Annotated in this window: 22 protein-coding genes, 1 pseudogene and 1 riboswitch; of the genes and pseudogenes, 15 read left to right on the top strand and 8 right to left on the bottom strand. The window is 73.7% G+C overall.

What is annotated here, in order from left to right; genetic code table 11:
- Positions 1-19: 19 nt before the first annotated feature.
- Entirely contained in the window at positions 20-724 is a 705-nt protein-coding gene (locus PV342_RS16200; protein WP_329186147.1) for a hypothetical protein, read from the bottom strand.
- A 228-nt stretch (positions 725-952) separates the two neighbouring features.
- Here PV342_RS16200 and purN point away from each other — a divergent pair, with 228 nt between their 5' ends.
- Complete coding sequence (gene purN, locus PV342_RS16195) at positions 953-1,567, top strand: phosphoribosylglycinamide formyltransferase (protein ID WP_386991467.1); 615 nt, start codon at positions 953-955, stop codon at positions 1,565-1,567.
- Positions 1,564-3,117 carry a bifunctional phosphoribosylaminoimidazolecarboxamide formyltransferase/IMP cyclohydrolase gene (gene purH / locus PV342_RS16190; RefSeq protein ID WP_018561221.1) on the top strand — a complete coding sequence of 518 codons (1,554 nt, stop codon included), beginning with the start codon at positions 1,564-1,566 and terminating at the stop codon, positions 3,115-3,117. Before purN ends, purH begins: the two co-directional genes overlap by 4 nt.
- A gap of 68 nt (positions 3,118-3,185) precedes the next feature.
- Here the strand turns inward: purH and PV342_RS16185 are convergent, their stop codons facing one another.
- Both PV342_RS16185 and PV342_RS16180 read right to left on the bottom strand, forming a co-directional pair.
- Complete coding sequence (locus PV342_RS16185) at positions 3,186-3,791, bottom strand: hypothetical protein (RefSeq protein ID WP_400799116.1); 606 nt, start codon at positions 3,789-3,791, stop codon at positions 3,186-3,188.
- A gap of 56 nt (positions 3,792-3,847) precedes the next feature.
- Positions 3,848-4,528, bottom strand: coding sequence for an RDD family protein (locus PV342_RS16180; protein ID WP_360998694.1), 681 nt, complete (start codon positions 4,526-4,528; stop codon positions 3,848-3,850).
- 102 nt (positions 4,529-4,630) lie between these two features.
- On the opposite strand from PV342_RS16180, the gene PV342_RS16175 reads away from it, so the two are divergent.
- From PV342_RS16175 to PV342_RS16140, 8 genes are all read left to right on the top strand, one after another.
- On the top strand, positions 4,631-5,485 hold the full coding sequence (locus tag PV342_RS16175; protein WP_400799112.1) for a bifunctional methylenetetrahydrofolate dehydrogenase/methenyltetrahydrofolate cyclohydrolase: 855 nt from the start codon (positions 4,631-4,633) through the stop codon (positions 5,483-5,485).
- Positions 5,482-5,925, top strand: a complete 444-nt coding sequence (locus tag PV342_RS16170) for a DUF3017 domain-containing protein (RefSeq protein ID WP_018561225.1) — start codon at positions 5,482-5,484, stop codon at positions 5,923-5,925. Before PV342_RS16175 ends, PV342_RS16170 begins: the two co-directional genes overlap by 4 nt.
- An 84-nt stretch (positions 5,926-6,009) precedes the next feature.
- Positions 6,010-7,227: an NADP-dependent isocitrate dehydrogenase gene (locus PV342_RS16165; protein WP_500317574.1), complete on the top strand. Its 1,218-nt coding sequence runs from the start codon at positions 6,010-6,012 to the stop codon at positions 7,225-7,227.
- Positions 7,228-7,467: 240 nt separating this feature from the next.
- Positions 7,468-8,703 (top strand): sensor histidine kinase, encoded by a 1,236-nt coding sequence (locus PV342_RS16160; RefSeq protein WP_500317572.1) that lies wholly within the window; start codon positions 7,468-7,470, stop codon positions 8,701-8,703.
- On the top strand, positions 8,700-9,398 hold the full coding sequence (locus tag PV342_RS16155; protein ID WP_400799106.1) for a response regulator: 699 nt from the start codon (positions 8,700-8,702) through the stop codon (positions 9,396-9,398). The genes PV342_RS16160 and PV342_RS16155 overlap by 4 nt, the downstream gene beginning before the upstream one ends.
- Before the next feature lie 94 nt (positions 9,399-9,492).
- Positions 9,493-10,341 carry a helix-turn-helix domain-containing protein gene (locus PV342_RS16150; RefSeq protein WP_500317570.1) on the top strand — a complete coding sequence of 283 codons (849 nt, stop codon included), beginning with the start codon at positions 9,493-9,495 and terminating at the stop codon, positions 10,339-10,341.
- An 85-nt stretch (positions 10,342-10,426) separates the two neighbouring features.
- Positions 10,427-11,317, top strand: coding sequence for a helix-turn-helix domain-containing protein (locus tag PV342_RS16145; RefSeq protein WP_500317569.1), 891 nt, complete (start codon positions 10,427-10,429; stop codon positions 11,315-11,317).
- 186 nt (positions 11,318-11,503) lie between these two features.
- A complete protein-coding gene (locus PV342_RS16140) occupies positions 11,504-12,493 on the top strand; it encodes a malate dehydrogenase (RefSeq protein ID WP_360998683.1) in 990 nt (329 codons plus the stop codon).
- 78 nt (positions 12,494-12,571) lie between these two features.
- Here the strand turns inward: PV342_RS16140 and pdxR are convergent, their stop codons facing one another.
- Positions 12,572-14,014: a MocR-like pyridoxine biosynthesis transcription factor PdxR gene (pdxR, locus tag PV342_RS16135; RefSeq protein ID WP_500317567.1), complete on the bottom strand. Its 1,443-nt coding sequence runs from the start codon at positions 14,012-14,014 to the stop codon at positions 12,572-12,574.
- Between the two features lie 117 nt (positions 14,015-14,131).
- On the opposite strand from pdxR, the pseudogene PV342_RS16130 reads away from it, so the two are divergent.
- Positions 14,132-14,311, top strand: a pseudogene (locus tag PV342_RS16130) (carboxymuconolactone decarboxylase family protein); the annotation flags it as partial.
- Between the two features lie 306 nt (positions 14,312-14,617).
- On the opposite strand, the gene rocD reads toward PV342_RS16130, so the two are convergent.
- Entirely contained in the window at positions 14,618-15,823 is a 1,206-nt protein-coding gene (gene rocD / locus PV342_RS16125) for an ornithine--oxo-acid transaminase (RefSeq protein ID WP_018561233.1), read from the bottom strand.
- A gap of 131 nt (positions 15,824-15,954) precedes the next feature.
- Positions 15,955-16,041: riboswitch (ZMP/ZTP riboswitch) on the top strand.
- 30 nt (positions 16,042-16,071) lie between these two features.
- On the opposite strand from rocD, the gene PV342_RS16120 reads away from it, so the two are divergent.
- On the top strand, positions 16,072-17,514 hold the full coding sequence (locus PV342_RS16120) for a glycine hydroxymethyltransferase (RefSeq protein ID WP_400799089.1): 1,443 nt from the start codon (positions 16,072-16,074) through the stop codon (positions 17,512-17,514).
- A gap of 50 nt (positions 17,515-17,564) precedes the next feature.
- On the opposite strand, the gene PV342_RS16115 is transcribed toward PV342_RS16120, so the two are convergent.
- The 3 genes from PV342_RS16115 to PV342_RS16105 are packed head-to-tail and all read right to left on the bottom strand — an operon-like array spanning position 17,565 to position 19,664.
- Positions 17,565-18,284: a hypothetical protein gene (locus PV342_RS16115; RefSeq protein ID WP_392610659.1), complete on the bottom strand. Its 720-nt coding sequence runs from the start codon at positions 18,282-18,284 to the stop codon at positions 17,565-17,567.
- Complete coding sequence (locus PV342_RS16110) at positions 18,271-19,107, bottom strand: hypothetical protein (RefSeq protein WP_500317564.1); 837 nt, start codon at positions 19,105-19,107, stop codon at positions 18,271-18,273. Before PV342_RS16110 ends, PV342_RS16115 begins: the two co-directional genes overlap by 14 nt.
- Positions 19,104-19,664, bottom strand: a complete 561-nt coding sequence (locus PV342_RS16105; RefSeq protein ID WP_386991491.1) for an RNA polymerase sigma factor — start codon at positions 19,662-19,664, stop codon at positions 19,104-19,106. The genes PV342_RS16110 and PV342_RS16105 overlap by 4 nt, the downstream gene beginning before the upstream one ends.
- 145 nt (positions 19,665-19,809) lie before the next feature.
- On the opposite strand from PV342_RS16105, the gene trpS reads away from it, so the two are divergent.
- The 3 genes from trpS (at position 19,810) to PV342_RS16090 (ending at position 23,049) form a co-directional block, all read left to right on the top strand.
- A complete protein-coding gene (trpS, locus tag PV342_RS16100) occupies positions 19,810-20,823 on the top strand; it encodes a tryptophan--tRNA ligase (RefSeq protein WP_391577436.1) in 1,014 nt (337 codons plus the stop codon).
- 170 nt (positions 20,824-20,993) lie between these two features.
- Complete coding sequence (locus PV342_RS16095) at positions 20,994-21,596, top strand: 2'-5' RNA ligase family protein (protein ID WP_500317563.1); 603 nt, start codon at positions 20,994-20,996, stop codon at positions 21,594-21,596.
- Between the two features lie 46 nt (positions 21,597-21,642).
- Complete coding sequence (locus PV342_RS16090) at positions 21,643-23,049, top strand: pyridoxal phosphate-dependent decarboxylase family protein (protein WP_500317561.1); 1,407 nt, start codon at positions 21,643-21,645, stop codon at positions 23,047-23,049.
- Positions 23,050-23,081 lie beyond the last annotated feature (32 nt).

The raw sequence follows: 23,081 nt of genomic DNA, 5'->3' as shown, positions 1-23,081 counted from the left end.
GGGGCGGCGCGGCGATGCGTCAGGGCGTGTTCAGGACGTCGCGGAGCGGGGTCGGCAGCAGCTTCTCGCACGCGTCGCGCGACGAGGAGGTGAGCGCGTCACGGGTGCAGGCGTAGTAGTCCTTGTAGACCACCTGGGTCGTGAAGGTCACCGCCACGACGCAGAGGGCGAGCCCGCCCATGATCAGACCGCCGAGGGCGGCCGGGCGCTGCGGCTTGCTGCGGGGGTCGGTGGGCCGCGGCGGCGTCGGGGCGGCCCCGCCCTCGGCCAGCAGGGCGGCCGCCTCGGCGCGGGCCTTGGCCCGCTCCTCGGGCTTCATCCGCAGCGCGTTGACGCTCCAGTACAGCGCGAGTGCGCCGAGCAGCAGCCCCACGTACGTCCACCCGAGGAAGAGGGCGAAGAAGAGCCCCCACATGCCGCAGATCATGGCGTAGCGGGCACGCCGCTGGGCGGGGTCGGTGGGGTCGAAGCGGGGCCCGTCCGGGCGCCGCCCGCCGTAACCGCCACCGGGGCGGTCGCCGTAGCCACCGTCCTCCCGGCCCGGCTGCCGGTCGCTCCACTGGCCGCCCCACGCCGGGGGCGGCGGGGGCGGAGTGGGCGTGGGCGGCTCGTCCCCGGAGTCGGAGGGCTGCTCCGGCCGGCGTGGCTGCCAGGGCTGCTCGGGCGCGTTCTCCGGCGGCGGGGCGAACGGGTTGTCCTGCTCGTGGCCTCGGCCACCGCTCATGTTTGCCTGGGTCATCCCCTTGCCGTCGACTCCTCGTGTTGTCGGACGCGTGACTTCGCCGTTCTCACCCCAGACGCTACCGCCCGCGCGCTCCCCCGTCCCGTGGGGGCGGGTGGGTGTGCCGGTATCGTTGCTGACGGTCGACGGCCTCGTAGAGTTCCCCGGAATTCCGGCGATCTTCGAGTCGTACGATCCTCCAAAGCGCCGGATCCCGAGAGATGACCCGCAGTGGCCACAGTCTTTCCGCCCCTTTCCCGTCCCGCCCGACTCGTCGTGCTCGTCTCCGGTTCGGGTACGAACCTGCAGGCGCTGCTCGACGCGGGACTGCACGTCGTCGCCGTCGGCGCGGACCGGTCCGGCATCGCCGGACTGGAGCGCGCCGAGCGCGCCGGGGTGCCGACGTTCGTCTGCCGGGTCGGCGACCACGGCGACCGCGAGGCGTGGGACGCCGCACTGACCGCCGCGGTGGCCGGGTACGAGCCGGACCTGGTCGTCTCCGCGGGGTTCATGAAGATCGTGGGCAAGGAGTTCCTCGCCCGGTTCGGCGGCCGCTTCGTCAACACGCACCCGGCGCTGCTGCCGGGTTTCCCGGGCGCCCACGGGGTGCGCGACGCCCTCGCCTACGGCGTGAAGGTCACCGGCTGCACCGTCCACTTCGTCGACGACGGCGTCGACACCGGCCCGATCATCGCCCAGGGCGTGGTCGAGGTCCGGCAGGACGACACGGAGGAAGCGCTCCACGAGCGCATCAAGGAAGTCGAGCGCACGCTGCTCGTCGACGTCGTGGGGCGGTTGTCCCGCGACGGCTATCGCATTGAGGGACGAAAGGTTCTGTTGCCGTGAGTACCAAGCGGGAGATCCGTCGCGCACTGGTCAGCGTCTACGACAAGACCGGTCTGGAGGAGCTGGCCCGCGGCCTGCACGAGGCGGGCGTCCAGCTGGTCTCCACCGGCTCGACGGCCGGGCGGATCGCCGCCGCCGGAGTGCCGGTCACCAAGGTGGAGGAGCTGACCGGCTTCCCCGAGTGCCTGGACGGCCGGGTCAAGACCCTGCACCCGAAGGTGCACGCCGGCATCCTCGCCGACCTGCGGCTGGAGGACCACCGCCGGCAGCTGGAGGAGCTGGGCGTCGAGCCCTTCGACCTGGTCGTGGTCAACCTCTACCCCTTCCGCGAGACGGTCGCCTCCGGCGCCTCGGAGGACGAGTGTGTCGAGCAGATCGACATCGGCGGCCCCTCGATGGTCCGCGCCGCCGCCAAGAACCACCCGTCCGTGGCGGTCGTGACCAGCCCCGAGCGGTACGCGGACGTGCTCGCCGCCGTCCGTGAGGGCGGCTTCGACCTCGGCACCCGCAAGCGCCTGGCGGCTGAGGCGTTCCAGCACACCGCGGCGTACGACGTCGCGGTCGCGAGCTGGTTCGCGAGCTCGTACGCGCCCGCCGACGACAGCCCCTTCCCGGACTTCATGGGCGCCACCTACGAGCGCAAGAACGTGCTGCGCTATGGCGAGAACCCGCACCAGGCCGCCGCGCTGTACACCGACGGCGGGACGGGCCTGGCCAACGCCGAGCAGTTGCACGGCAAGGAGATGTCCTACAACAACTACGTGGACACCGAGGCCGCGCGCCGGGCGGCGTACGACCACGAGGAGCCCTGCGTCGCGATCATCAAGCACGCCAACCCGTGCGGCATCGCGGTGGGCGACGACGTCGCCGAGGCGCACCGCAAGGCGCACGCCTGTGACCCGCTGTCGGCCTTCGGCGGCGTGATCGCCGTCAACCGGCCGGTGACGGTGGCCATGGCCGAGCAGGTCGCCGAGATCTTCACCGAGGTCATCGTGGCGCCGGACTTCGAGGAGGGCGCGGTCGAGGTCCTCGCCCGCAAGAAGAACATCCGCGTGCTGCGCTGCCCCGAGGCGCCCGAGGCGCGGACGGAGTTCCGTCCCGTCGAAGGCGGGCTGCTGCTGCAGGAGAAGGACCGCCTCCAGGCCGCCGGCGACGACCCGGCCACCTGGACGCTGGCCACCGGCGAGCCGCTGACCGCCGACGAACTGGCCGACCTGGCGTTCGCCTGGCGGGCCTGCCGGGCCGTGAAGTCCAACGCCATCCTGCTGGCCAAGGGCGGCGCCACGGTCGGCGTCGGCATGGGCCAGGTCAACCGGGTCGACTCCGCCAAGCTCGCCGTACAGCGGGCCGGCGAGGAGCGCGCGACGGGCTCCTACGCCGCCTCCGACGCCTTCTTCCCGTTCCCCGACGGGCTGGAGGTGCTCACCGGCGCGGGCGTCAAGGCCGTGGTGCAGCCCGGTGGTTCGGTGCGCGACGAGGCCGTGGTCGAGGCCGCCCGCAAGGCCGGCGTGACCATGTACCTCACCGGTACGCGGCACTTCTTCCACTGACCGGCCCGAGTGCCGGAACGCCGAAGGCCCCCGCTCGCGCGGGGGCCTTCGGCATGCGGGCGGACCGCTCAGTACTGCGGGCGCTTGAACCAGGCCGCCGTCTCGGCCTTGGCGGCGAAGACGATCAGCAGCACGCTGAGCGCGAGCGGCGCGAGCAGCACGAAGGCGCCGCTGAACATGGTGGCGACGCTGCTCAGCGCGACCAGCACGCCGATCACGATGGACCCGATCCGGGTGCCGTTGCCGCCGGTCCTGTACTTGGCGCCCATGCCGATCGACAGGACGGCGAAGGCGAGGAAGAGCACCCCCATGACGTAGACCAGGCCGATGGGCATGGCCAGTTCGTCGGTGTCGTCGATGCTCTTGAGCGCCGCGGCCCCGAGCAGGAGCAGCAGACCGCCCAGGATCTGCATCCCGCCGAGCACGAAGAGCATCGCCCGGGCCGCCCGCGCCGACGACGGCATGACCTCCGGCCCGCCCGGGTGCGCCGCGAACGGCGTTCCGGGCTGCGGCTGCTGCGGCTGCTGCGGGTATCCGTACGGCGGCTGCCCCTGTGGACGGGGCTGCGCCGGGTAGCCGTAGCCCGGCTGGGCCGGGGGCTGTTGCGGGTATCCGTAGGGCTGCTGCGGCGGTTGCCGGCCGTAGGGATCGCCGGGACCGGGCGGATAGCTCACTTCTGACTTCCTTCGCGCGGACGGGACCGGGGACGTGGGCTCATTCTCGCCCGGGGCTACTGGACCTTGACGACGACCGTGTTGAGGATCTTGTCGGCGAAGGTCTGCTTCTTGTCGTCCCACAGCGGCCACAGGTAGCCGATGTAGCAGGCGGCGCCGTCCAGGCCGTGGCAGAGCCGGCGGACGAAGGCCATGCCGAAGCCGAGCGGACGGCCGTCCAACTCCCGCAGCACACTGATGCCGAGGGCCTTCTTGCCCGGGGTCTGGCCGGTCTTGCCCTCGCGGTAGCAGAGGAACAGGCCGCCGAGCACGGACAGCACGAAGCCGAGGCCGATCAAAGCGAGTGCGCCGCCGGGCATCGCGGGCGGGTCGCAGGGGCCGGCGGTCGCGTTGCAGCGGTCCGCCTCGTCGATCAGCGCGGCGATGAACTGCCCGTAGCCGATGCCGATGAGGATCATCGGCACGAGACCGGTGACGAGGAAGTCGATCAGCGTCGCGCCCACGCGCGCGCCCCAGCTCGCGAACGGCGGCATGCCCGGGACGGGACCGGCGGGACCTCCCGGGTAGCCATAGCCGTACGGGCCCTGGGCCTGCGGCGGAACGGCGCCGTAGGGCGGTTGGGGCTGGGTCGGGTAGCCGTAGCCGGGCTGGGCCGGAGGCTGCTGCTGGGGGTAGCCGTAGGGCTGCTGCGGGGGCTGCTGGCCGTAGGGGTTGCCGGGACCGGGCGGGTAGCTCACTGTGGCTTCTTTCGCGCGGATGGGACTGGGGACGGGCCACATCGTCGTGGGCGGCGTCATCCGCTGTCCAGCGTTGGTGTGCGGACCTGAGAAGATGGAGGTATGACCGCCCAGATTCTCGATGGCAAGGCCACTGCCGCCGCGATCAAGTCCGAACTGTCGACCCGCGTCCAGGTGCTCAAGGAGCGGGGTGTCACCCCGGGGCTGGGCACGCTGCTGGTCGGCGACGACCCGGGCAGCCGCTGGTACGTCGCGGGCAAGCACCGCGACTGCGCGGAGGTCGGTATCGCCTCCATCCAGCGCGAGCTGCCGGAGACCGCCACCCAGGAGGAGATCGAGGCTGTCGTCCGCGAACTGAACGACAACCCCGAGTGCACCGGCTACATCGTCCAGCTCCCGCTTCCCAAGGGGATCGACACCAACCGCGTCCTGGAGCTGATGGACCCGGCCAAGGACGCCGACGGACTGCACCCGACGAACCTCGGGCGGCTGGTGCTGGGCGAGCGCGGCCCGCTGCCCTGCACCCCCAACGGCATCGTGGAGCTGCTGCGGCGGCACGGCGTCGAGATCAACGGCGCGCACGTCGCCGTGGTCGGCCGCGGGGTCACCGTCGGCCGCTCGATCGGGCTGCTGCTGACCCGCAAGTCGGAGAACGCCACCGTCACCCTCTGCCACACCGGCACCCGTGACCTGTCCGCCCAGTTGCGCCAGGCCGACATCATCGTGGCCGCCGCGGGCGTGCCGCACCTGGTGAAGCCGCAGGACGTGCGGCCGGGCGCCGCCGTGCTGGACGTCGGTGTCAGCCGCGACGAGAACGGCAAGATCGTCGGCGACGTGCACCCGGGCGTGACCGAGGTCGCCGGCTGGATCTCGCCCAACCCCGGCGGCGTCGGCCCGATGACCAGGGCCATGCTGCTGGCGAACGTCGTGGAGGCCGCGGAGGGCCGGTACGCATGACCGGCACGGGCCCCCGTACGGATGCTGCGCCGCCGGAGGAGAACGGCGACTCCGGCCGCAGCCGCCGCTTCCAGGTGCTGACCCGCGGTACCGCGCGCCCCGAGGGCGGCGGCCGGGCCATGGGCGCCCACGCGCCCGCTCCGGCCCGTCAGTGGCCGATCCTCGTGGTCTGCGGATCGGTGCTGCTCGGCCTGGTGCTGGTGGCGGCGGACGTCACCCGCGCCGGCCTGGTGCTGGTCGGCTCGGCGCTGCTGCTGGGCTCGGTGATGCGCCGGCTGCTGCCCTCGGTGGGCATGCTGGCTGTCCGCAGCCGCTTCACCGACATGATCACCTACGGTGTGCTGGGGGCCCTGATCGTCCTGCTGGCGCTGATGGCGCAGCCGCACCCGGTGCTCGAGATCCCCTTCCTGGAGGACGTCGTCCGTTTCTCCGTGCGTTGATCCGGTTACGCTGTGTGGCGAGTGTCCTGACGTACGACGTGTACCCCGGGCACACGTCACGGCGTGAGAGGGAGAACGACTCCCATGACCAAGATCAAGGCAAGGAACCCGGTCGTCGAGCTCGACGGCGACGAGATGGCGCGGATCATCTGGCGGTTCATCAGGGACGAGCTCGTCCTGCCCTACCTCGACATCGGACTGGTCCGCTTCGACCTGGGCATCGAGCACCGGGACGCCACCCACGACCGGGTGACGGCCGAGGCGGCGGAAGCGGTCGCGCTGCACGGCGTCGGCGTCAAGTGCGCCACCGTCACCCCGGACGAGGCGCGGGTCGCGGAGTTCGGCCTCAAGGGGATGTACCGCTCCCCGAACGCCACCATCCGCGACCGCCTCGGCGGCGGGATCTTCCGCGAACCCGTCGTCCTGCGGAACGTGCCGCGGGCCGTGCCCGGCGGGACCCGGCCCGTGGTGATCGCGCGGCACGCCTTCGGCGACCAGTACCGGGCCACCGAGCTGCGGATCCCGGGGGCGGGCACCCTCGCCCTGAGCTTCACCCCGGCCGACGGCTCCGATCCGGTCGACCTGGAGGTCCACCACTTCCCGGGCCCGGGCGTGGCGCTCGGCATGGTCAACCTGGACGAGTCGATCCGGGAGTTCGCGCGCGCCGCCTTCCGCTACGGGCTGGCGCGCGGGCTCCCCGTCCACCTGTCCACGAAGAACACGGTGCTCAGGAAGTACGACGGCCGCTTCAAGGACCTCTTCCAGGAGGTCTTCGACACCGAGTTCCGGCGCCAGTTCGAGGCGTCGGGCCTGGGCCACGAGCACCGCCAGGTCGACGACATGGCGGCCTCGGCCATGAAGGGCGCCGGCGGCTACGTCTGGGCGTGCAAGAACTACGACGGCGACATCCTGTCCGGGGTCCTCACCCGCGGCGTCGGCTCGGCGGGGCTGATGACCTCGCTCCTGATGACCTCCGACGGCAGGACCGTGGTGTCGGAGGCGGCGCACGGCACGGTCACCCGCCACTACCGCAGGCACCAGGCGGGCCGGCCGACCTCGACCAACCCCATCGCCATGGTCTTCGCGTGGAGCCGCGGCCTGGCCCACCGCGCCCGGCTGGACGACACCCCCGAGCTCGCCCGGTTCGCCGGGACGCTGGAGAGCGCCTGCCTGGAGGTCGTCGAGGCCGGCCAGCTGACCCAGGACCTGGCCGTGCTGGCCGGCCCGGAGCAGCCGTGGCTGACGACCGAGCAGTTCCTGGCCGCCGTCGACGAGAACCTGCGCAAGCGCATGTCCGGCTGAGGCCGGACGTCCGGCGCCGCGCGGCACCCTCTACGACCCGGTGCCCCGTCCTCCCCCCGTCGGAGGGCGGGGCACCGTCGTGTTGGGGCGCCCCCCTCTGGCCCCCGGCCACGACGCTACGGCCGGCGGGGCCGGCAGGTCGTCCCGTGCCGGTTTGACCTTTCGTAAGAGGACGTACAACTTCCGCGGTACGGCGGGGGACTGACGCCCGCCCGCACGGCCGGGGCCTACGCTGCGCCCGTGGGGAACAAGGGGCTGGTCGACGTCCTGCTGGCGGTGGGCTTCACCGCCGCCAGCATGCTGCTGGGGCACGAACGGCCGCCCGACGACTGGATACGCCTCGACCTGTTCGGCTACGCGCTGACCGCCCTGGTCAACCTGCCCATCATGGTGCGCCGCTGGGCGCCGGTCGGCGTCTGCGTCTTCGTCTGCGCCGCCTGGGTCCTCTACGTCGCCGCCGGGTACTGGCCGGTCGTCAACTCGATGGCGCCGCTGCTCGCGCTGTACACCGTCGCGGCCCTGCGCCCGGTGCGCACCGCGCTGGCCTGTGCGGCGCTGCTGGGCGCGGTCTGGGTGTACGCCGGGCTGACCGCGGCGCAGGGCTCGATGGCCACGGTGGCCGCGCAGGCCGTGGTGTTCCCGCTGGTGATGTGCCGTTTCGGGCGCTCCGCCCGGGTGTCGGCCAAGCGCGAGGAGCGGCTGGCCCGGCTCACCGAGCAGCTGCGGACCGAGCAGCAGGACCGGGCCCGGGAGGCGGTGGCGGAGGAGCAGGCGCGGATAGCCCGCGAGCTGCACGACGTCGTCGCCCACCACATGTCGGTGATCTCGGTGCAGGCGGGCATGGCCGCGTACGTGTTCCACACCTCCCCGCAGACCGCCCGCGGCGCGCTCGACACCATCTCCGACACCACCCGCGAGGCGCTCCAGGAGATGCGCCGCATGCTCAAGGTGCTCCGCGCCGGGCCGGGGGAGCCGCAGGAGGGCTGGGCCTCGTACGATCCCATGCCCTCGGTGACCCGGCTCGGCGAGATGATCGAGCGGGTGCGGGCCGCGGGGCTCGCCGTCGAACTGCGGATCGAGGGCGAGCCCCGGCCCGTCGCCCCCGGCGTCGGACTGTGCGCGTACCGGGTCGTGCAGGAGGCGCTGACCAACGTGCTCAAGCACGCCCCCCTCGCCCGGGCCCGGGTCCTGGTCGGCTACGAGCCGCACCACCTGACGGTGACGGTCACCGACGACGGCCTCGGCACCACCGGCACCACCGGCACGGACGACGGCTCCGGGGCGCCACCGGGCCGATCCGATCCGGCCACAATCGGCCGGGGAACGGGCCACGGGTTGATCGGCATGCGGGAGCGCGCCAGGCTCTACGGCGGGACGGTGGACATCGGCCCGCTCGGCGAGGGTTTCGAGGTACGGCTCGTGCTCCCCACGTCCGCGCGGGGGACGGAGCGGCGAGGGGACGCATCGGACGCATGACCAGGGTGCTCGTCGTCGACGACCAGTTCCTGATCCGGGCCGGCCTCGCCGCGCTGCTGCAGGCGGCCCCCGGCATCGAGGTGGTCGGGGAGGCCGGCGACGGCGAGGAGGCCGTGGAGCGTGCGGCGCTGACCGCGCCCGACGTGATCCTGATGGACATCCGGATGCCGGGGATCAGCGGGGTCGTCGCCACCGAGCGGATCCTGGCCGCCGCGGCGGACCCGCCGCCCCGGATCCTCGTCCTCACCACCTTCGACCTGGACGAGTACGTCTACACCGCGCTGCGCGCCGGGGCCTCGGGCTTCCTGCTCAAGGACGCGGGACCCGACCGGCTGATCGCCGCCGTCCACGCCGTCGCCGGAGGGGACACCCTCTTCGCGCCGAGCGTCACCCGGCGGCTGATCGAGGCGTACGCACCGCCGCGCCCCGGCGTCCCGCGTCCCGGTGTCCCGCCCGCTGGCGCGGACCGCGCCCCGCCCGCCGAACTCGCGGCGCTGACCGCGCGGGAGGTGGAGGTGCTGCGGCTGATCGCCCGAGGCCTGTCGAACCCGGAGATCGCCGACCTGCTCTTCATCAGCGAGGCCACCGTCAAGACCCACCTGAACCGCACCATGGCCAAGCTCGACCTCGGCAGCCGCGCGCAGGCCGTGGTCCTCGCCTACGAGACCGGACTCGTCACCCCGCGCGGCGCGTGAGGATTCTCCGGATTCCATGCATCGAGCGTATGTGCGTCGCTACCGTGGGTTGATCGACGGAGCCGGGGGGTGCGTGGTGGCACGTTGGGAGCCATTGCCCGAGACATTGGACGGTGCCGCGCGCCGTCTGGCCGTGCATCTGCGCCGGATGAAGGACCGCAGCGGGCTGAGCGTCCCGGCGCTCGCCGCGCGCACGGCGAGCAGCGCGGGCGCCTGGGAGCGGTACCTCAACGGCGTGAGGATCCCGCCGCGGGACGCCGTCGAGGTGCTGGGGCAGCTCAGCGGTGCCGACTACGACCGGCTGATGGCCCTGTGGGAGCTGGCCGACCGCGGGGTCGCCGAGACCATGAAGGGCTTTCCGTACGCCGATCCGCTCGATCCGCTGGCCCCCGTCGAGGGGATGCCCCGGCACGCCCTGCGACGGCGCCGCAAGGCCCTGCTGGCGGCTGCGGGCGGGCTGGTGCTCGGCGGGGTGTTCGCGCTGCTCGTGGCGACCGGGGTGGCCACGGACGGGACCGGGCGCGCCCAGGCACCCTCGGTGGCCCGCCCCACGGCCGGCGCGCCGGTCGGCCCGGCGCCCTCCGCCTCCGGCTCGGCGGGCCCCGCCGTCACCTCCTGGCCCGGCTCGGCTCCCGCGGCGCAGGCGAAGGACGCGGCGGCCTCCCGTACCGCGGCCGCGATGTCCCCGGACGGCGGCACGCCCACGGCGCAGGTGGCGCAGAGCGGCGCGGTGTCCTCCGCCCCGGGGCGCGGCCCGCACACGGCGGCACCCGGCACGGGCGGACCGACGACGACGGCGCCCGCCGGCGGCGCACCCACGACCAAGGCACCGCCGCCCGCCACGAGCGCCCCGGCGGCGCCCGCGCCCTCCGCGTCCCCGAGCCGCAGCCCCGGCAAGGGGCTCTGCCTGGGCCTGATCATCCTGGGCATCTGCATCGGATGACGGCCGCAACCGGACGGGCCGCCCGAAGCATCCTCATCGGTAGCCTTCCGGTACAGAACGGCAACAGCAAGAGGGGGAACGGGAGATGGCCCGCTGGCGGCCCCTGGCCGACGACCTGGACCCGCGGGTACGGGAGTTCACCGAGGCGCTGCGGCGCCAGGTCGACCGCGGCGGCCTGAGTGTCGCGGCGCTCGCCGAGGCGACCGGGTACAGCAGGAGTTCGTGGGAGCGGTACCTGGGCGGCCGGCTGCTGCCGCCCCGTTACGCCGTGGTCGCGCTCGCCGGGGCGACAGGTGCCGACCCGGCGCACCTCACCACGATGTGGGAGGTCACCGAGCGGGTCTGGAGCCGCGCCGAGGGCCGCCACGACGTGACGATGGAGGCGGTGCGGATCGCCGAGGCCCGTGCCGCGCTCGGGGGGTTCGGCCCGGCCCCGGCGGCGCCCTCCCCGGCGCCCGCCTCCCCGGCGGTACGGCGCCGTCCGGTCGTGCTCTTCGTGGCGGGAGTCGTGGCCGTCGTGCTGGCGGTGGTCGGCGCCACCGCCCTGACCGGCGGCGGCGACGGCGACGGCGACGACCGCGCCCGGCCCGGCCCGTCCCGTACCGCCCGGGCGGCCGCTCTGCCCGCGGGCGTGAAGTGCACCGGCCAGGAGTGCACCGGCAAGGACCCCGAAGGAATGGGCTGCGGAGGCGGCAACGCCCGTACGGCCGCGGCGGCCTGGGTGGGCGGCGCGTACGTCGAGATGCGCTACAGCCGGGTCTGCGCGGCCGTCTGGGCCCGCATCTCGGCCGGGGCCCCTGGCGACACGGTCAGCGTCACGGAGGCGGGCGGGGCCCGCCGCTCGCAGCGCAGCCGCATCGGCCGGGACCCCGAGGCCTACACCTCGATGCTCGCCGTCCGCGCCCCCGGCGCGGCCCGCGCCTGCGCCACCCTCACCACGGGTTCCCACGGCTGCGCAGCGCCTCCGCCCGGCTGACGACCGCCGCACACGCCGGCCGCCCGGGCGGGCGCGGTGACCGGGGCCACACCGAGTGTGGCTCCCGGCGCGACGGCACGGGTATAGCCTGGCGTGGGTCTCTTGACGCCGAGAGATCCCCGTTCCGGGGCATGGGACGCTGCCGGGGCGGCAAGGGATCCAGCAGGAGAAGGCCAGGAGAAGGCAATGACTCGCACTCCCGTCAACGTCACCGTAACCGGAGCCGCCGGCCAGATCGGCTACGCGCTGCTCTTCCGCATCGCCTCCGGCCACCTGCTCGGCCCCGATGTCCCGGTGAAGCTGCGGCTGCTGGAGATCACCCCGGCGCTGAAGGCCGCCGAGGGCACCGCGATGGAGCTGGACGACTGCGCGTTCCCGCTGCTCAAGGGCATCGACATCAGCGACGACCCGAACGTCGCCTTCGACGGCGCCAACGTGGGCCTGCTCGTCGGCGCCCGTCCCCGCACCGCCGGCATGGAGCGCGGCGACCTGCTGGAGGCCAACGGCGGCATCTTCGGCCCGCAGGGCAAGGCCATCAACGACCACGCCGCGGACGACATCCGCGTCCTCGTCGTCGGCAACCCGGCGAACACCAACGCGCTCATCGCGCAGTCCTCGGCCCCGGACGTCCCGGCCGACCGCTTCACCGCGATGACCCGCCTGGACCACAACCGGGCCATCTCGCAGCTGTCGAAGAAGACCGGCGTGCCGGTGAGCGAGATCCGCCGCCTCACCATCTGGGGCAACCACTCCGCAACCCAGTACCCGGACATCTTCCACGCCGAGGTCGCCGGCAAGAACGCCGCCGAGACCGTGGGCGACGAGAAGTGGCTGGCCGAGGAGTTCATCCCGACCGTCGCCAAGCGCGGCGCCGCGATCATCGCGGCCCGTGGCGCCTCCTCCGCGGCGTCGGCGGCCAACGCCGCCATCGACCACGTCTTCACCTGGACCAACGGCACCGCCGAGGGCGACTGGACCTCCGCCGGCGTCGTCTCCGACGGCTCCTACGGCGTGCCGGAGGGCCTCATCTCCTCCTTCCCGGTGACCGCGAAGGACGGCCGGTTCGAGATCGTCCAGGGCCTGGACGTCAACGAGTTCTCCCGTGCACGCATCGACGCGTCGGTGGCGGAGCTCGAGGAGGAGCGCGAGGCGGTCCGCGGCCTCGGCCTCATCTGATCCCGGGACACCGAGTCCCCCGAGCGGCCCTCCGCCGCGCCCCGCACGGGCGCGGCGGGGGGCCGTTTCGCGTGCGCCTCACGCCGTGTGCGCGGCGAGCAGCGCGCAGAGCACGTCCAGCGCGCCGGCGAAGGCGTGCTCGGGCGGGGCGCCGTAGCCGACGACGATCGCGTCGTCCTCCGTGCCGCCGAAGTCGGCGACGGACTGCAGGGCGAGGCCGTGCTCCCGCGCCCGTGCGACCAGCGCGCCGGCCGACGTGCCCGGCGGCAGCCGCAGGACGGCGTGGAGGCCGGCGGCGATGCCCGAGACCCGCACGGCGGGGGCGCGGGCGGCGAGCGCGGTGACGAGGCGGTCGCGGCGGCGCCGGTAGTGCAGCCGCATGCGGCGCACATGGCGGTCGTAGCCGCCGGAGACGATCAGCTCGGCGAGGGTCAGCTGGTCGAGCACGGGGGACTGGTGGTCGGCGAGGAGCTTCTCGGCGAGCACGGGCTCCACGAGTGCGGGCGGCAGCGCGAGCCAGGCCAGCCGCAGCCCGGGGGCGAGGCTCTTGCTGGCGGTTCCGGCGTAGACGACGTGCTCGGGCGCCAGGCCCTGCAGGGCGCCGACCGGCTGCCGGTCGTAACGGAACTCCCCGTCGTAGTCGTCCTCGACGACCAGGCCGCCGGTGTCGCGGGCCCAGGCCACGGCCGCCGTGCGACGCGCGGGGGAGAGCGGTGCGCCGTACGGGAACTGGTGCGCGGGTGTGAGCATTACGGCGTCGACGCGGGTGTCGAGGACGGAGACCTGCGCGCCGTCGTCGTCGACGGTCAGCGGGATGGTGGTGAGCCCGGCCATCCGCAGGATGCGCAGGGTGTGCGGGTAGCCGAGCGCCTCGACGGCGACGCGGTGGGACCCCCTGCTCCGCAGGGCCCGGCCGATCAGCCCGGCGGCCTGGACGAAGCCCGTGCACACCACGACGCACTCCGGGGCGGTGCGCACCCCGCGCACCCGGCCCAGGTACGCCGCCAGGGCCTCGCGCAGTTCGGGGCGGCCGCGCGGGTCGGTGTAGCCGAGGGCGTCGTTGGGCGCGGCCGCCAGGGCGCGGCGCGCGGCGGCGGACCACGCGGCGCGGGGGAACGAGCCGAGGTCGGGCGAGCCGGGCCGCAGGTCGTACGGGAAGTGCTCCCGGTGCCACGGCGGCTCGGCCGGCGGCTCCGGGGCGCGGGCGGGGTCCGTGGCGCCGTTCGGGCGCTGCGCGGTGGGCGGCCCGGTCGGGCGCCAGCCGTCTCCGACCCGCGTGCCGGAGCCCTGGCGGGCCGTCAGCCAGCCCTCGGCCACCAGTTGTCCGTAGGCGTCGGCGACGGTGTTGCGGGCGACGCCCAGGTCCTTGGCGAGCGTCCGGGAGGACGGCAGCCGGGTGCCGGGGGCGAGCCTGCCGTCGCGCACGGCCCCGCGCAGCGCGTCCTCCAGCCCGGCGCGCGCACCGGTGCCGCCGGCGAGGTCCAGATGGAGGTCGACTCCTGAAATGGCCCACTCGTTCACCCTCCAAGTGGACCATGGGTTGAGGCCACCTTGAACCTCGGTTGAGTAACATGTCGACGATCACCACGGCCGCCGGCGCTCCGTCCGGCCTCGGCCCGGACGACCTGGTCCCCGCGCATGCCCCCCGCATGCTGCTCGGGAAGGCGCCCCCGACTTCTACAAGGCGATGACCGCCCTGGACGCCGCGGCGGCCGCCGGCCTCGACCCCATGGTCAGGAGCTGGTCAAGGCCCGTGTCTCGCAGCTCAACGGCTGCGCCTACTGCGTGGACCAGCACCTGCACGACGCCCGCAGGCCAGGGCTGACCGAGCAGAAGCCGCACGCGCTCACCGTGTGGCGCGAGACCCCGTTCTTCACCGTGCGCGAGGTGCCGCGCCGCCCTGACGGAGGCGGCGACCCGGCGCGGTCAGGGCGGTGTCCCGGACGAGGTCTACGACGAGGCCGCCCGGGTCTTCGACGAGGACGAGCTGCCCCGGCTGATGGCCATGTGCGTGACCATCAACGCCTGGAACCGCATGGGCGTGACGACGCGGCTGTCCCCGGCGGCGCCCCGACGGCGTCTGACCGCCGGGGCGCCCCTCGTCCGGGCCCCTATCCCCGGGGCTCAGGCCGACAGCACGGCCCGCAGCTGGTCCAGGCCCCAGTCCAGATCCTCCTTGGAGATGACCAGCGGCGGCGCGAGCCGGATCGTGGAGCCGTGGGTGTCCTTGACCAGGACACCCCGCTCCAGGAGCCGTTCGGAGATCTGCCGGCCGGTGCCGTGTTCCGGGGCGATGTCCACCCCCGCCCACAGACCGCGTCCGCGGACCTGCGTGACGGCCCCGCTGCCGGTCAGCAGCGCCAGCTCGTGGTGCAGGTGGTCGCCGAGTTCGCAGGCCCGCTGCTGGTACTCGCCGGAGCGCAGCATCGCGAGGACCTCCAGCGCCACCGCGCAGGCCAGCGGGTTGCCGCCGAAGGTCGAGCCGTGCTCACCGGGCCGGTAGACCCCGAGCACCTCCGACGAGGACACGACCGCCGAGACCGGGACGACGCCCCCGCCGAGCGCCTTGCCCAGCACGTACATGTCCGGGACGACGCCCTCGTGCTCCGACGCGAAGGTCCGGCCCGTCCGGCCCAGCCCCGACTGGATCTCGTCGGCGATGAAGAGGATGCCGCGCTCCTCGGTCAGCCGGCGCACGCCCGCCCAGTAGCCGGCCGGCGGTACGAGCACCCCCGCCTCGCCCTGGATGGGCTCCATCAGCACGGCCACGGTGCGGTCGTCCAGGGCCGCCTCCAGCGCCGCCAGGTCGCCGTACGGGACGACCTCGAAGCCGGGGGTGTACGGGCCGAAGTCCGCGCGGGCCTCGGGGTCGGTGGAGAAGCTGATGATGGTCGTCGTCCGCCCGTGGAAGTTGTCCGCGGCGACGACGATCTTCGCCTGGCCGTCCGGCACGCCCTTGACCCGGTAGCCCCACTTGCGGGCCGTCTTCACCGCCGTCTCGACGGCCTCCGCGCCGGTGTTCATCGGCAGCACCATCTCCATGCCGCACAGCTCGGCCAGCTCCGTGCAGAAGCGCGCGAAGCGGTCGTGGTGGAACGCCCGCGAGGTGAGCGTCACGCGGTCGAGCTGGGCCTTGGCGGCCTCGATGAGACGGGCGTTGCGGTGCCCGAAGTTCAGCGCCGAGTAGCCGGCGAGCATGTCGAGGTACCGGCGGCCCTCGACGTCCGTCACCCAGGCGCCTTCGGCGGAGGCGACGACAACCGGGAGGGGGTGGTAGTTGTGGGCGCTGTGCGCCTCGGCGGCGGCGATGTGCTCGGCGGCGGTCGACACGTGAGTGCTCCGTTCGTGGTACGTCGGGAGTTGTGGCGCTGGGGCCCGGTGGGGCCCCTTTCTATCGTCGCTCGTCCCGGATGCGAAGAAACCTCGTGCCGGGCGGCGCCCCGACCGGCGTTGCTAGGCTGGCCACGGGTCGTGACTGGCGCGCTGGGATGGGACTGACCATCGGGGAGCGGCCCGTGAACTGTGTGCCGTGCGCCTGGGCCGTCCCGTGTGCCGTGCCGTGCAGCAGGAGGTCTGACATGCCGAGTGGTTCCACCGAATCCACCGCCTTCCGCAGTGCCATCGAGGTCATCAGGGGTGTCGAGCCGCGCGTGGCCGACGCCATCGGCCAGGAGCTCGAGGACCAGCGCGACTCGCTCAAGCTCATCGCCAGCGAGAACTACGCCTCCCCGGCGGTGCTGCTGGCCATGGGCAACTGGTTCAGCGACAAGTACGCCGAGGGCACCGTCGGCCGCCGCTTCTACGCCGGCTGCCGCAACGTCGACACCGTCGAGGCGCTCGCGGCCGAGCACGCGCGCGAGGTGTTCGGCGCCCAGCACGCCTACGTGCAGCCGCACTCCGGCATCGACGCCAACCTCGTCGCCTTCTGGGCCGTGCTCGCCGCCCGGGTCGAGGCGCCCGCGCTGGAGCGGGCCGGGGCCCGCCAGGTCAACGACCTGAGCGAGAAGGACTGGGCGCGGCTGCGCCACGAGCTCGGCGACCAGCGGATGCTCGGCATGTCGCTGGACGCGGGCGGGCACCTCACCCACGGCTTCCGGCCCAACATCTCCGGCAAGATGTTCGACCAGCGCAGCTACGGAACCGACCCCGCCACGGGTCTGCTGGACTACGAGGCACTGCGCAAGACCGCCCGCGAGTTCCGGCCGCTCGTCATCGTGGCGGGCTACTCGGCCTACCCGCGGCTGGTGAACTTCCGGATCATGCGGGAGATCGCCGACGAGGTCGGCGCCACGCTGATGGTCGACATGGCGCACTTCGCGGGCCTGGTCGCCGGCAAGGTCCTCACCGGCGACTTCGACCCCGTGCCGCACGCGCAGATCGTCACCACCACCACACACAAGTCGCTGCGCGGCCCGCGTGGCGGGATGGTCCTGTGCGACTCCTCGCTCGCCGAGCAGGTCGACCGCGGCTGCCCCATGGTGCTCGGCGGCCCGCTGCCGCATGTCATGGCCGCCAAGGCGGTGGCCCTGGCGGAGGCCCGCCGCCCGGACTTCCACGGCTACGCGCAGCGCATCGTCGACAACTCCCGGGCCCTGGCCGAGGGGCTGCTGCGCCGTGGCGCCACGCTGGTGACCGGTGGCACGGACAACCACCTCGTCCTGATCGACGTCGAGTCCTCCTACGGGCTCACCGGCCGGCAGGCCGAGGCGGCGCTCCTGGACTCGGGCGTCGTCACCAACCGCAACTCCATCCCCCAGGACCCCAACGGAGCCTGGTACACCTCCGGCATCCGCATCGGCACCCCGGCGCTGACCACGCGCGGTCTCGGCACGGGGGAGATGGACGAGATCGCCGGACTGATCGACCGGGTGCTCACGGCCACGACGGCGGGCGTCACCTCGGCCGGCAAGCCGTCCAAGGCGCAGCACGTGCTGGACGCCAAGGTCGCCGACGAGATCGCGCAGCGCGCGACGGACCTGCTGGCCGGCTTCCCGCTCTACCCCGGGATCGACCTCGGCTGATCCGCCGCCCGCACGGGGTGCGTGCCGCAGCGGCGCGCACCCCCGCCGCGTCAGGCGTCGACGAGCTCCTGGCGGGGGCCCTCCTCGGGCGTGCGTCCGGATATCCGGCGCAGGACGAGAAAGGTGCCGGCGCCCCCGACGAGCAACCCGGCGCCGAGCCCGGGCAGGGAGAGCCACCAGCCGTCCGCGCCACCGCCGTCACCGGCCGCCGCGGCCCGCGCGGCATCCGAGGCCCGCGGTGCGGCCGCCGCGGTCTCCTCGGCGACGGTCGCGTCGTCCGGGCCGAGCGGATAGTCGGGAGCGCTCATGCCGAGGCCCTTGTCGGACTCCATCAGGCCCAGCCGCCCCAGGAGGGCACGGAGCTCGTCGGTGCGAGCCGCCCTGCGCCACACGCCCTGCTCCGGCAGACCCTTCTCCGTCGCCGAGCGGCTGTGGACCCAGGCACCGCCGGGGCCGTCCGGATACACGAAGTCCACCTTCCAGACCGACACGTCGTGGACCAGCCAGGTGAGGGTGACCTCGCGGTGCCGGTCGTTCATCACGTCCGACAGCGACTTCGGCGCCTCCTCCTTCGGCTCGTTCCCGATGGACTGCTCCAGTTCCCGGTAGTCGGGTGAACTGGCGTAGACGCCCGCGGCCTTGCCGCTGCCCGGAGCGACCAGCATCACGCTGGTCGGCCCACCCGCCGCGGCCGGCCCCGATCCGCCGATCACCGCGGCGAGCGCCGTCACGGTGACTCCGGCCCAGGTGACGAACCTATCGATCCGCATCCCGTCTCCCCCTCTCGCTCGGTCCTGCCCCTGTTACACCGACCGGGCCCGCGAGGTTCCCGTCCGTGGGAGGAGACAGGCCCTGACGCCGCCGGGCGGAGTCCGCGACGGCGAGGGCGCGCGCCAGGTCCGGCACGCCCTCCAGGCGCAGCGTCGTCCCCCCGCGCTGCCAGACCAGGGTCGGCCCGGCGGTCCGGGGGGCCTCGCGGCGGGTACGGCCGTCGGGGTCGACCAACTGCACGTAGTGGGGCTCCGCGAACCACACCCCGTAGTCGGTCCCGGTGCCCAGCTCGACCCACTCGGCCGCCCCGCCGACCTTCTTGAGGAAGACCATGTCGATCGTGGCCCGGAACTGGTCGAGCCGTACCGTGTGCCCGTCCACCCGCCAGCTCATCGACAGCACCCGGCCCCCGTCGACGGCCGCCACCCCGTCCGGCTCGCCCAGCGCCTGCGGCACATACGCCCCGTCCAGCGGCGCGTCGCCCCGCACCGGCGGCGGGGCGCCCGTGCCGGGGCGGGCGGAAGGGTCACGGTGCACGACGACGCCGCCGAAGCCGAACCAGTCCGCGACCGCGGCCCGTACCGGCGGCGTCAGCACGAGCACCACCAGCAGCCCGCACAGCACCGCCGTCAGGGCCCGCCACCGTGCCGCGGCCCACGCCCGCGCCCGGCTGCGGCGGCCCGGCACGGGGACGGCCGGGGCCGGCGCCGCCTCGGCCAGCAGCCGGGCCAGCACCTGCTCGGCGACGGAGTCGGGCGACGGCGCCGGGATCTCCAGCCACCGGCCCGCCTCGCGCAGCTCCTCCGGGAGCCCGTCCGTCATGGGCGCCGCCCCCCGTCGTCGCACCGGCCGGCCGGCACCGGCTCGCCGAGCCCCGCCCGCAACCGGGCCAGGGCCCGGTGCAGCCGGGACTTCACCGTGCCACGCGGCCAGCCGAGCACCGTCGCCGTCTCCTCCTCGTCCAGGTCCAGCAGATAGCGGCAGGTGACCACCAGCCGGTGCGGTTCACTCAGCGTCCCCACCGCGGCCAGCAGCTCCGTCCGGCGCTCCCGCGACACCGCCAGCGACTCCGGGTCGTCCGCCGCGGGGGGCAGGGCCTCCAGCACGGCGTTGCGCTCCACAGCCGACCGCAGACGGCGCGCCGCCCGCCCGGCGTTCCTCGCCTCGTTGGCGACGATCCGCAGCAGCCACGGACGGAAGGCCGCCCCGTCCCGGAAGGTCGCGAGCGCGCGGTACGCCTTGACGAACGAGACCTGCACCACGTCCTCGGCGTCGGCGCCCGCGCCGAGCAGCACGGCGGTGCGGTGCGCGACGTCCGCGTGCAGGCGCACCAGCTCCGCGTACGCCTCCCGCTCACCGGCGCGTACGCGCGCGATCACCGCCGCCTCCCCCTCCGTGGCGGACCCCCCTCCCGTCGCCCGGTGCCGCCCGCGTGCGGCTCCCGTCGCCCCTTCTACACCGCCGGCCGCCCCCGGGTTCCCACCGCGGCCATGGAATCCGCGCGGACCTGAGAGAATGAGTGCCATGGCTCTCGATCGTCCCCGTGTGCTCTCCGGTATCCAGCCCACCGCAGGTTCGTTCCACCTGGGCAACTACCTGGGCGCGGTCCGCCAGTGGGTGGCGCTGCAGGAGTCCCACGACGCCTTCTACATGGTCGTCGACCTCCACGCGATCACCGTGCCGCAGGACCCGGCCGAGCTGCGCGCCAACACCCGGCTCGCCGCCGCCCAGCTGCTGGCCGCGGGGCTCGACCCGGAGCGCTGCACCCTGTTCGTCCAGAGCCATGTCCCCGAACACGCGCAGCTCGGCTGGGTGTTCAACTGCCTCACCGGCTTCGGCGAGGCGTCCCGCATGACGCAGTTCAAGGACAAGTCCGCCAAGCAGGGCGCCGACCGGGCCACCGTCGGCCTGTTCACGTACCCGATCCTGCAGGTCGCGGACATCCTGCTGTACCAGGCGAACGCCGTCCCCGTCGGCGAGGACCAGCGCCAGCACATCGAGCTCACCCGCGATCTCGCGGAGCGCTTCAACGGCCGCTTCGGCGACACCTTCACCGTCCCCGACGCCTACATCGTCAAGGAGACGGCGAAGATCTACGACCTGCAGGAACCGCTGTCGAAGATGAGCAAGTCGGCGGCGTCCCCGAAGGGTCTGGTCAACCTCCTGGACGAGCCCAAGGCCTCGGCGAAGAAGATCAAGAGCGCGGTCACCGACACCGACACCGTGATCCGCTACGACGAGCAGGAGAAGCCGGGCGTCAGCAACCTGCTGACCATCTACTCCACCCTCACCGGCACCGGAATCCCGGAACTCGAGCAGAAGTACGAGGGCAAGGGCTACGGTGCGCTCAAGACCGACCTCGCGGAGGTCTTCGTGGAATGGGTCACGCCGTTCCGCGAGCGCACCCAGGAGTACCTGGGCGACCCCGAGACGCTGGACTCCGTCCTCGCCAAGGGCGCCGAGAAGGCCCGGTCCGTCGCCGCGGAGACCCTGGCGAAGGCGTACGAGAGGATCGGCTTCCTGCCCGCCAAGCACTGACGGCCCCTTCCGTTCCCGGGACGCCCGGGAAGAGGGGCCTTAAGTCCCGCGCAGGTGTGACGGATGACGCTCGCGCGGGAGGCCGCGCGCGCGTCACACTGGCTCTGACGGAGTTGTGTCGTACGGCGTGCGTACGACGCCGCGAACCGACCCGGGGAAGGGGTGAACGCGTGGGAAACCGCATGATCGGCGTGTCGATCGCGGTCCCCGAGCCTTACGGCAGCCTGCTTCAGCAGCGCCGTGCCGGCTATGGAGACCCGCTGGCGTACTGCATCCCCACCCACGTCACGCTGCTCCCGCCCACCGAGGTGGACACGGCGCTGCTCCCGGCCTTCCGGGAGCACCTCGCCGAGGTCGCCGCCACCGGTCGCGCCTTCCCCATTCGGTTGGAGGGCACGGCCAGTTTCCGGCCGGTCACCCCGGTCGTCTACGTCGACCTCGTCCAGGGCGCCCTCCACTGCGCCGAACTGCAGGAGCGGGTCCGCTCCGGTCCGGTCCGGCGCGAGCTCCAGTTCCCGTACCACCCGCACGTCACCATCGGCCACGGCATCCCCGACGAGGCGCTGGACCGTGCCGAGACGGAGCTCGCCGACTTCGCCGCCGCCTGGACGGTCAGCTGCTTCTCGCTGTACGAGCAGGACGACGAGGGCGTCTGGCGCAGTGTGCGGGACTACCCCTTCGGCGGCGCCCCCGGGCATTCCCTCGTGCCGCACCAGACGGGTGCGTGCGAGTCGCTCAGCCCGGCTCCCGCGGGCGGTCCGCCGCACGGGTGAGCACGCCGGGCGGGGCCGCGCACGACGCCCCGCCTACGCTGCCGCCATGCACCCCACACTCGCAGCGGACCGCGCACACCTCCCCGAACTCCTCCAGGCCGTACGGGACCTGGCCGCCTGTGAGCTGGAAACGGTGGACGAACGCCCGGCCGCCCGACCCGGGCCCGCGCCCGAGCCGCTGCCCCTCCCCGTCACCGGGATCGGTGCCGACGGCGCGCTCGCGCTCTTCGAACGGCGCTGGGCACCCGGTTTCTCGGGCAGTGCCGGACCGCGCTACCTGGGGTTCGTCACCGGGGGAGCGACCCCCGCCGCCGTGGCGGGCGACTGGCTCACCAGCACCTACGACCAGAACGTCTCGGCGGGCGGCGACTCGTCCGCCGCCGCCCTGGAACGCGAGACCGTCGGCTGGCTCCGCGCGATGCTCGGCCTCGGCGAGGAGCACAGCGGCGCCTTCGTCACCGGCGCGACCGTCTCCAACACCGTGGGCCTGGCCGTGGCGCGCGAGTGGCTCGGCGAGCGGCTCGGGCTGTCCGTCTCCCGTGACGGGCTGGCCGCGCTCGGCCCGGTGACGGTGCTGTCCGGCACCCCGCACTCCAGCGTCGACAAGGCTCTGTCGGTGCTCGGGCTCGGCCGCTCGTCCCTGACTTCCGTGCCGGTGCTGCCCGGTGGCCGGGAGGCGGTGGACGTCGACCGCCTCGACGCGGCGCTGACGGCGCTGGAGGGCCAGGGCCGCCCGGCCGTCGTGGTCGCGAACGCCGGCACCGTCAACACCGTCGACTTCGACGACCTGCGCGCGATCGCCGCGCTGAAGGAGCGCCACGACTTCTGGCTCCACGTCGACGCGGCGTTCGGCGGCTTCGCCGCGCTGTCGCCCTCGTACGCGCACCTCACCGAGGGCATCGACGCCGCCGACTCCGTCTGCGTCGACCTCCACAAATGGCTGAACGTGCCTTACGACGCCGCCGTCCAGTTCACCCGCCGTCAGGACCTCCAGGTCCGGGTCTTCCACAACGCCTCGCCCTACCTGGGCCTGCCCGCACTCCCCGACCCCGACTTCCTCCACCTCACCCCCGAGAACTCCCGCCGGCTGCGCGCCCTCGCCGCGTGGTTCGCCCTCACCGCCTACGGCAGCGAGGGCCACCGCGAGGTCGTCGAACGCAACGCCGCTTGCGCCCGCCGGCTCGGCGAGGGCATCGAGGCCGACGCCCGCCTGCGGCTCCTGGCCCCCGTCCGGCTCAACGTCGTCTGCTTCACCCTGGCCGACGACCCCACGGCCGAGCGCGTCGGCGCGTTCGTCCGTGCCGTCGCCGCCTCCGGCGAGGCCTTCCTCACCCCGACGGTCCTCCACGGCGTCCCCGCCGTGCGGGCCGCCTTCAGTAACTGGCGTACATCGGAGGCCGACACGGACCGCGTCCTGGACGCGATCACCGCCGCGACGACGACCGCCACCTAGAGTGCACGTCGTGACGGAGGGTAGGCGCGCGG

The sequence above is a fragment of the Streptomyces sp. PA03-3a genome (assembly GCF_033792735.1).
In the GTDB taxonomy this organism is placed as follows: domain Bacteria; phylum Actinomycetota; class Actinomycetes; order Streptomycetales; family Streptomycetaceae; genus Actinacidiphila.
Note: the sequence above shows the minus strand (reverse complement) of the source record. Positions and strands in the feature narration are given on the sequence as shown.

Bases quoted from the DNA above. Each gene is read 5' to 3' on its own strand.
- PV342_RS16145 (WP_500317569.1), top strand. From the start codon at position 10,427: ATGGCCCGCTGGCGGCCCCTGGCCGACGACCTGGACCCGCGGGTACGG.
- PV342_RS16110 (WP_500317564.1), bottom strand. From the start codon at position 19,107: ATGACGGACGGGCTCCCGGAGGAGCTGCGCGAGGCGGGCCGGTGGCTG.
- PV342_RS16090 (WP_500317561.1), top strand. From the start codon at position 21,643: ATGCACCCCACACTCGCAGCGGACCGCGCACACCTCCCCGAACTCCTC.
- PV342_RS16115 (WP_392610659.1), bottom strand. From the start codon at position 18,284: ATGCGGATCGATAGGTTCGTCACCTGGGCCGGAGTCACCGTGACGGCG.
- trpS (WP_391577436.1), top strand. From the start codon at position 19,810: ATGGCTCTCGATCGTCCCCGTGTGCTCTCCGGTATCCAGCCCACCGCA.
- PV342_RS16200 (WP_329186147.1), bottom strand. From the start codon at position 724: ATGAGCGGTGGCCGAGGCCACGAGCAGGACAACCCGTTCGCCCCGCCG.
- PV342_RS16155 (WP_400799106.1), top strand. From the start codon at position 8,700: ATGACCAGGGTGCTCGTCGTCGACGACCAGTTCCTGATCCGGGCCGGC.
- PV342_RS16120 (WP_400799089.1), top strand. From the start codon at position 16,072: ATGCCGAGTGGTTCCACCGAATCCACCGCCTTCCGCAGTGCCATCGAG.
- PV342_RS16165 (WP_500317574.1), top strand. From the start codon at position 6,010: ATGACCAAGATCAAGGCAAGGAACCCGGTCGTCGAGCTCGACGGCGAC.
- PV342_RS16170 (WP_018561225.1), top strand. From the start codon at position 5,482: ATGACCGGCACGGGCCCCCGTACGGATGCTGCGCCGCCGGAGGAGAAC.
- PV342_RS16175 (WP_400799112.1), top strand. From the start codon at position 4,631: ATGACCGCCCAGATTCTCGATGGCAAGGCCACTGCCGCCGCGATCAAG.
- PV342_RS16140 (WP_360998683.1), top strand. From the start codon at position 11,504: ATGACTCGCACTCCCGTCAACGTCACCGTAACCGGAGCCGCCGGCCAG.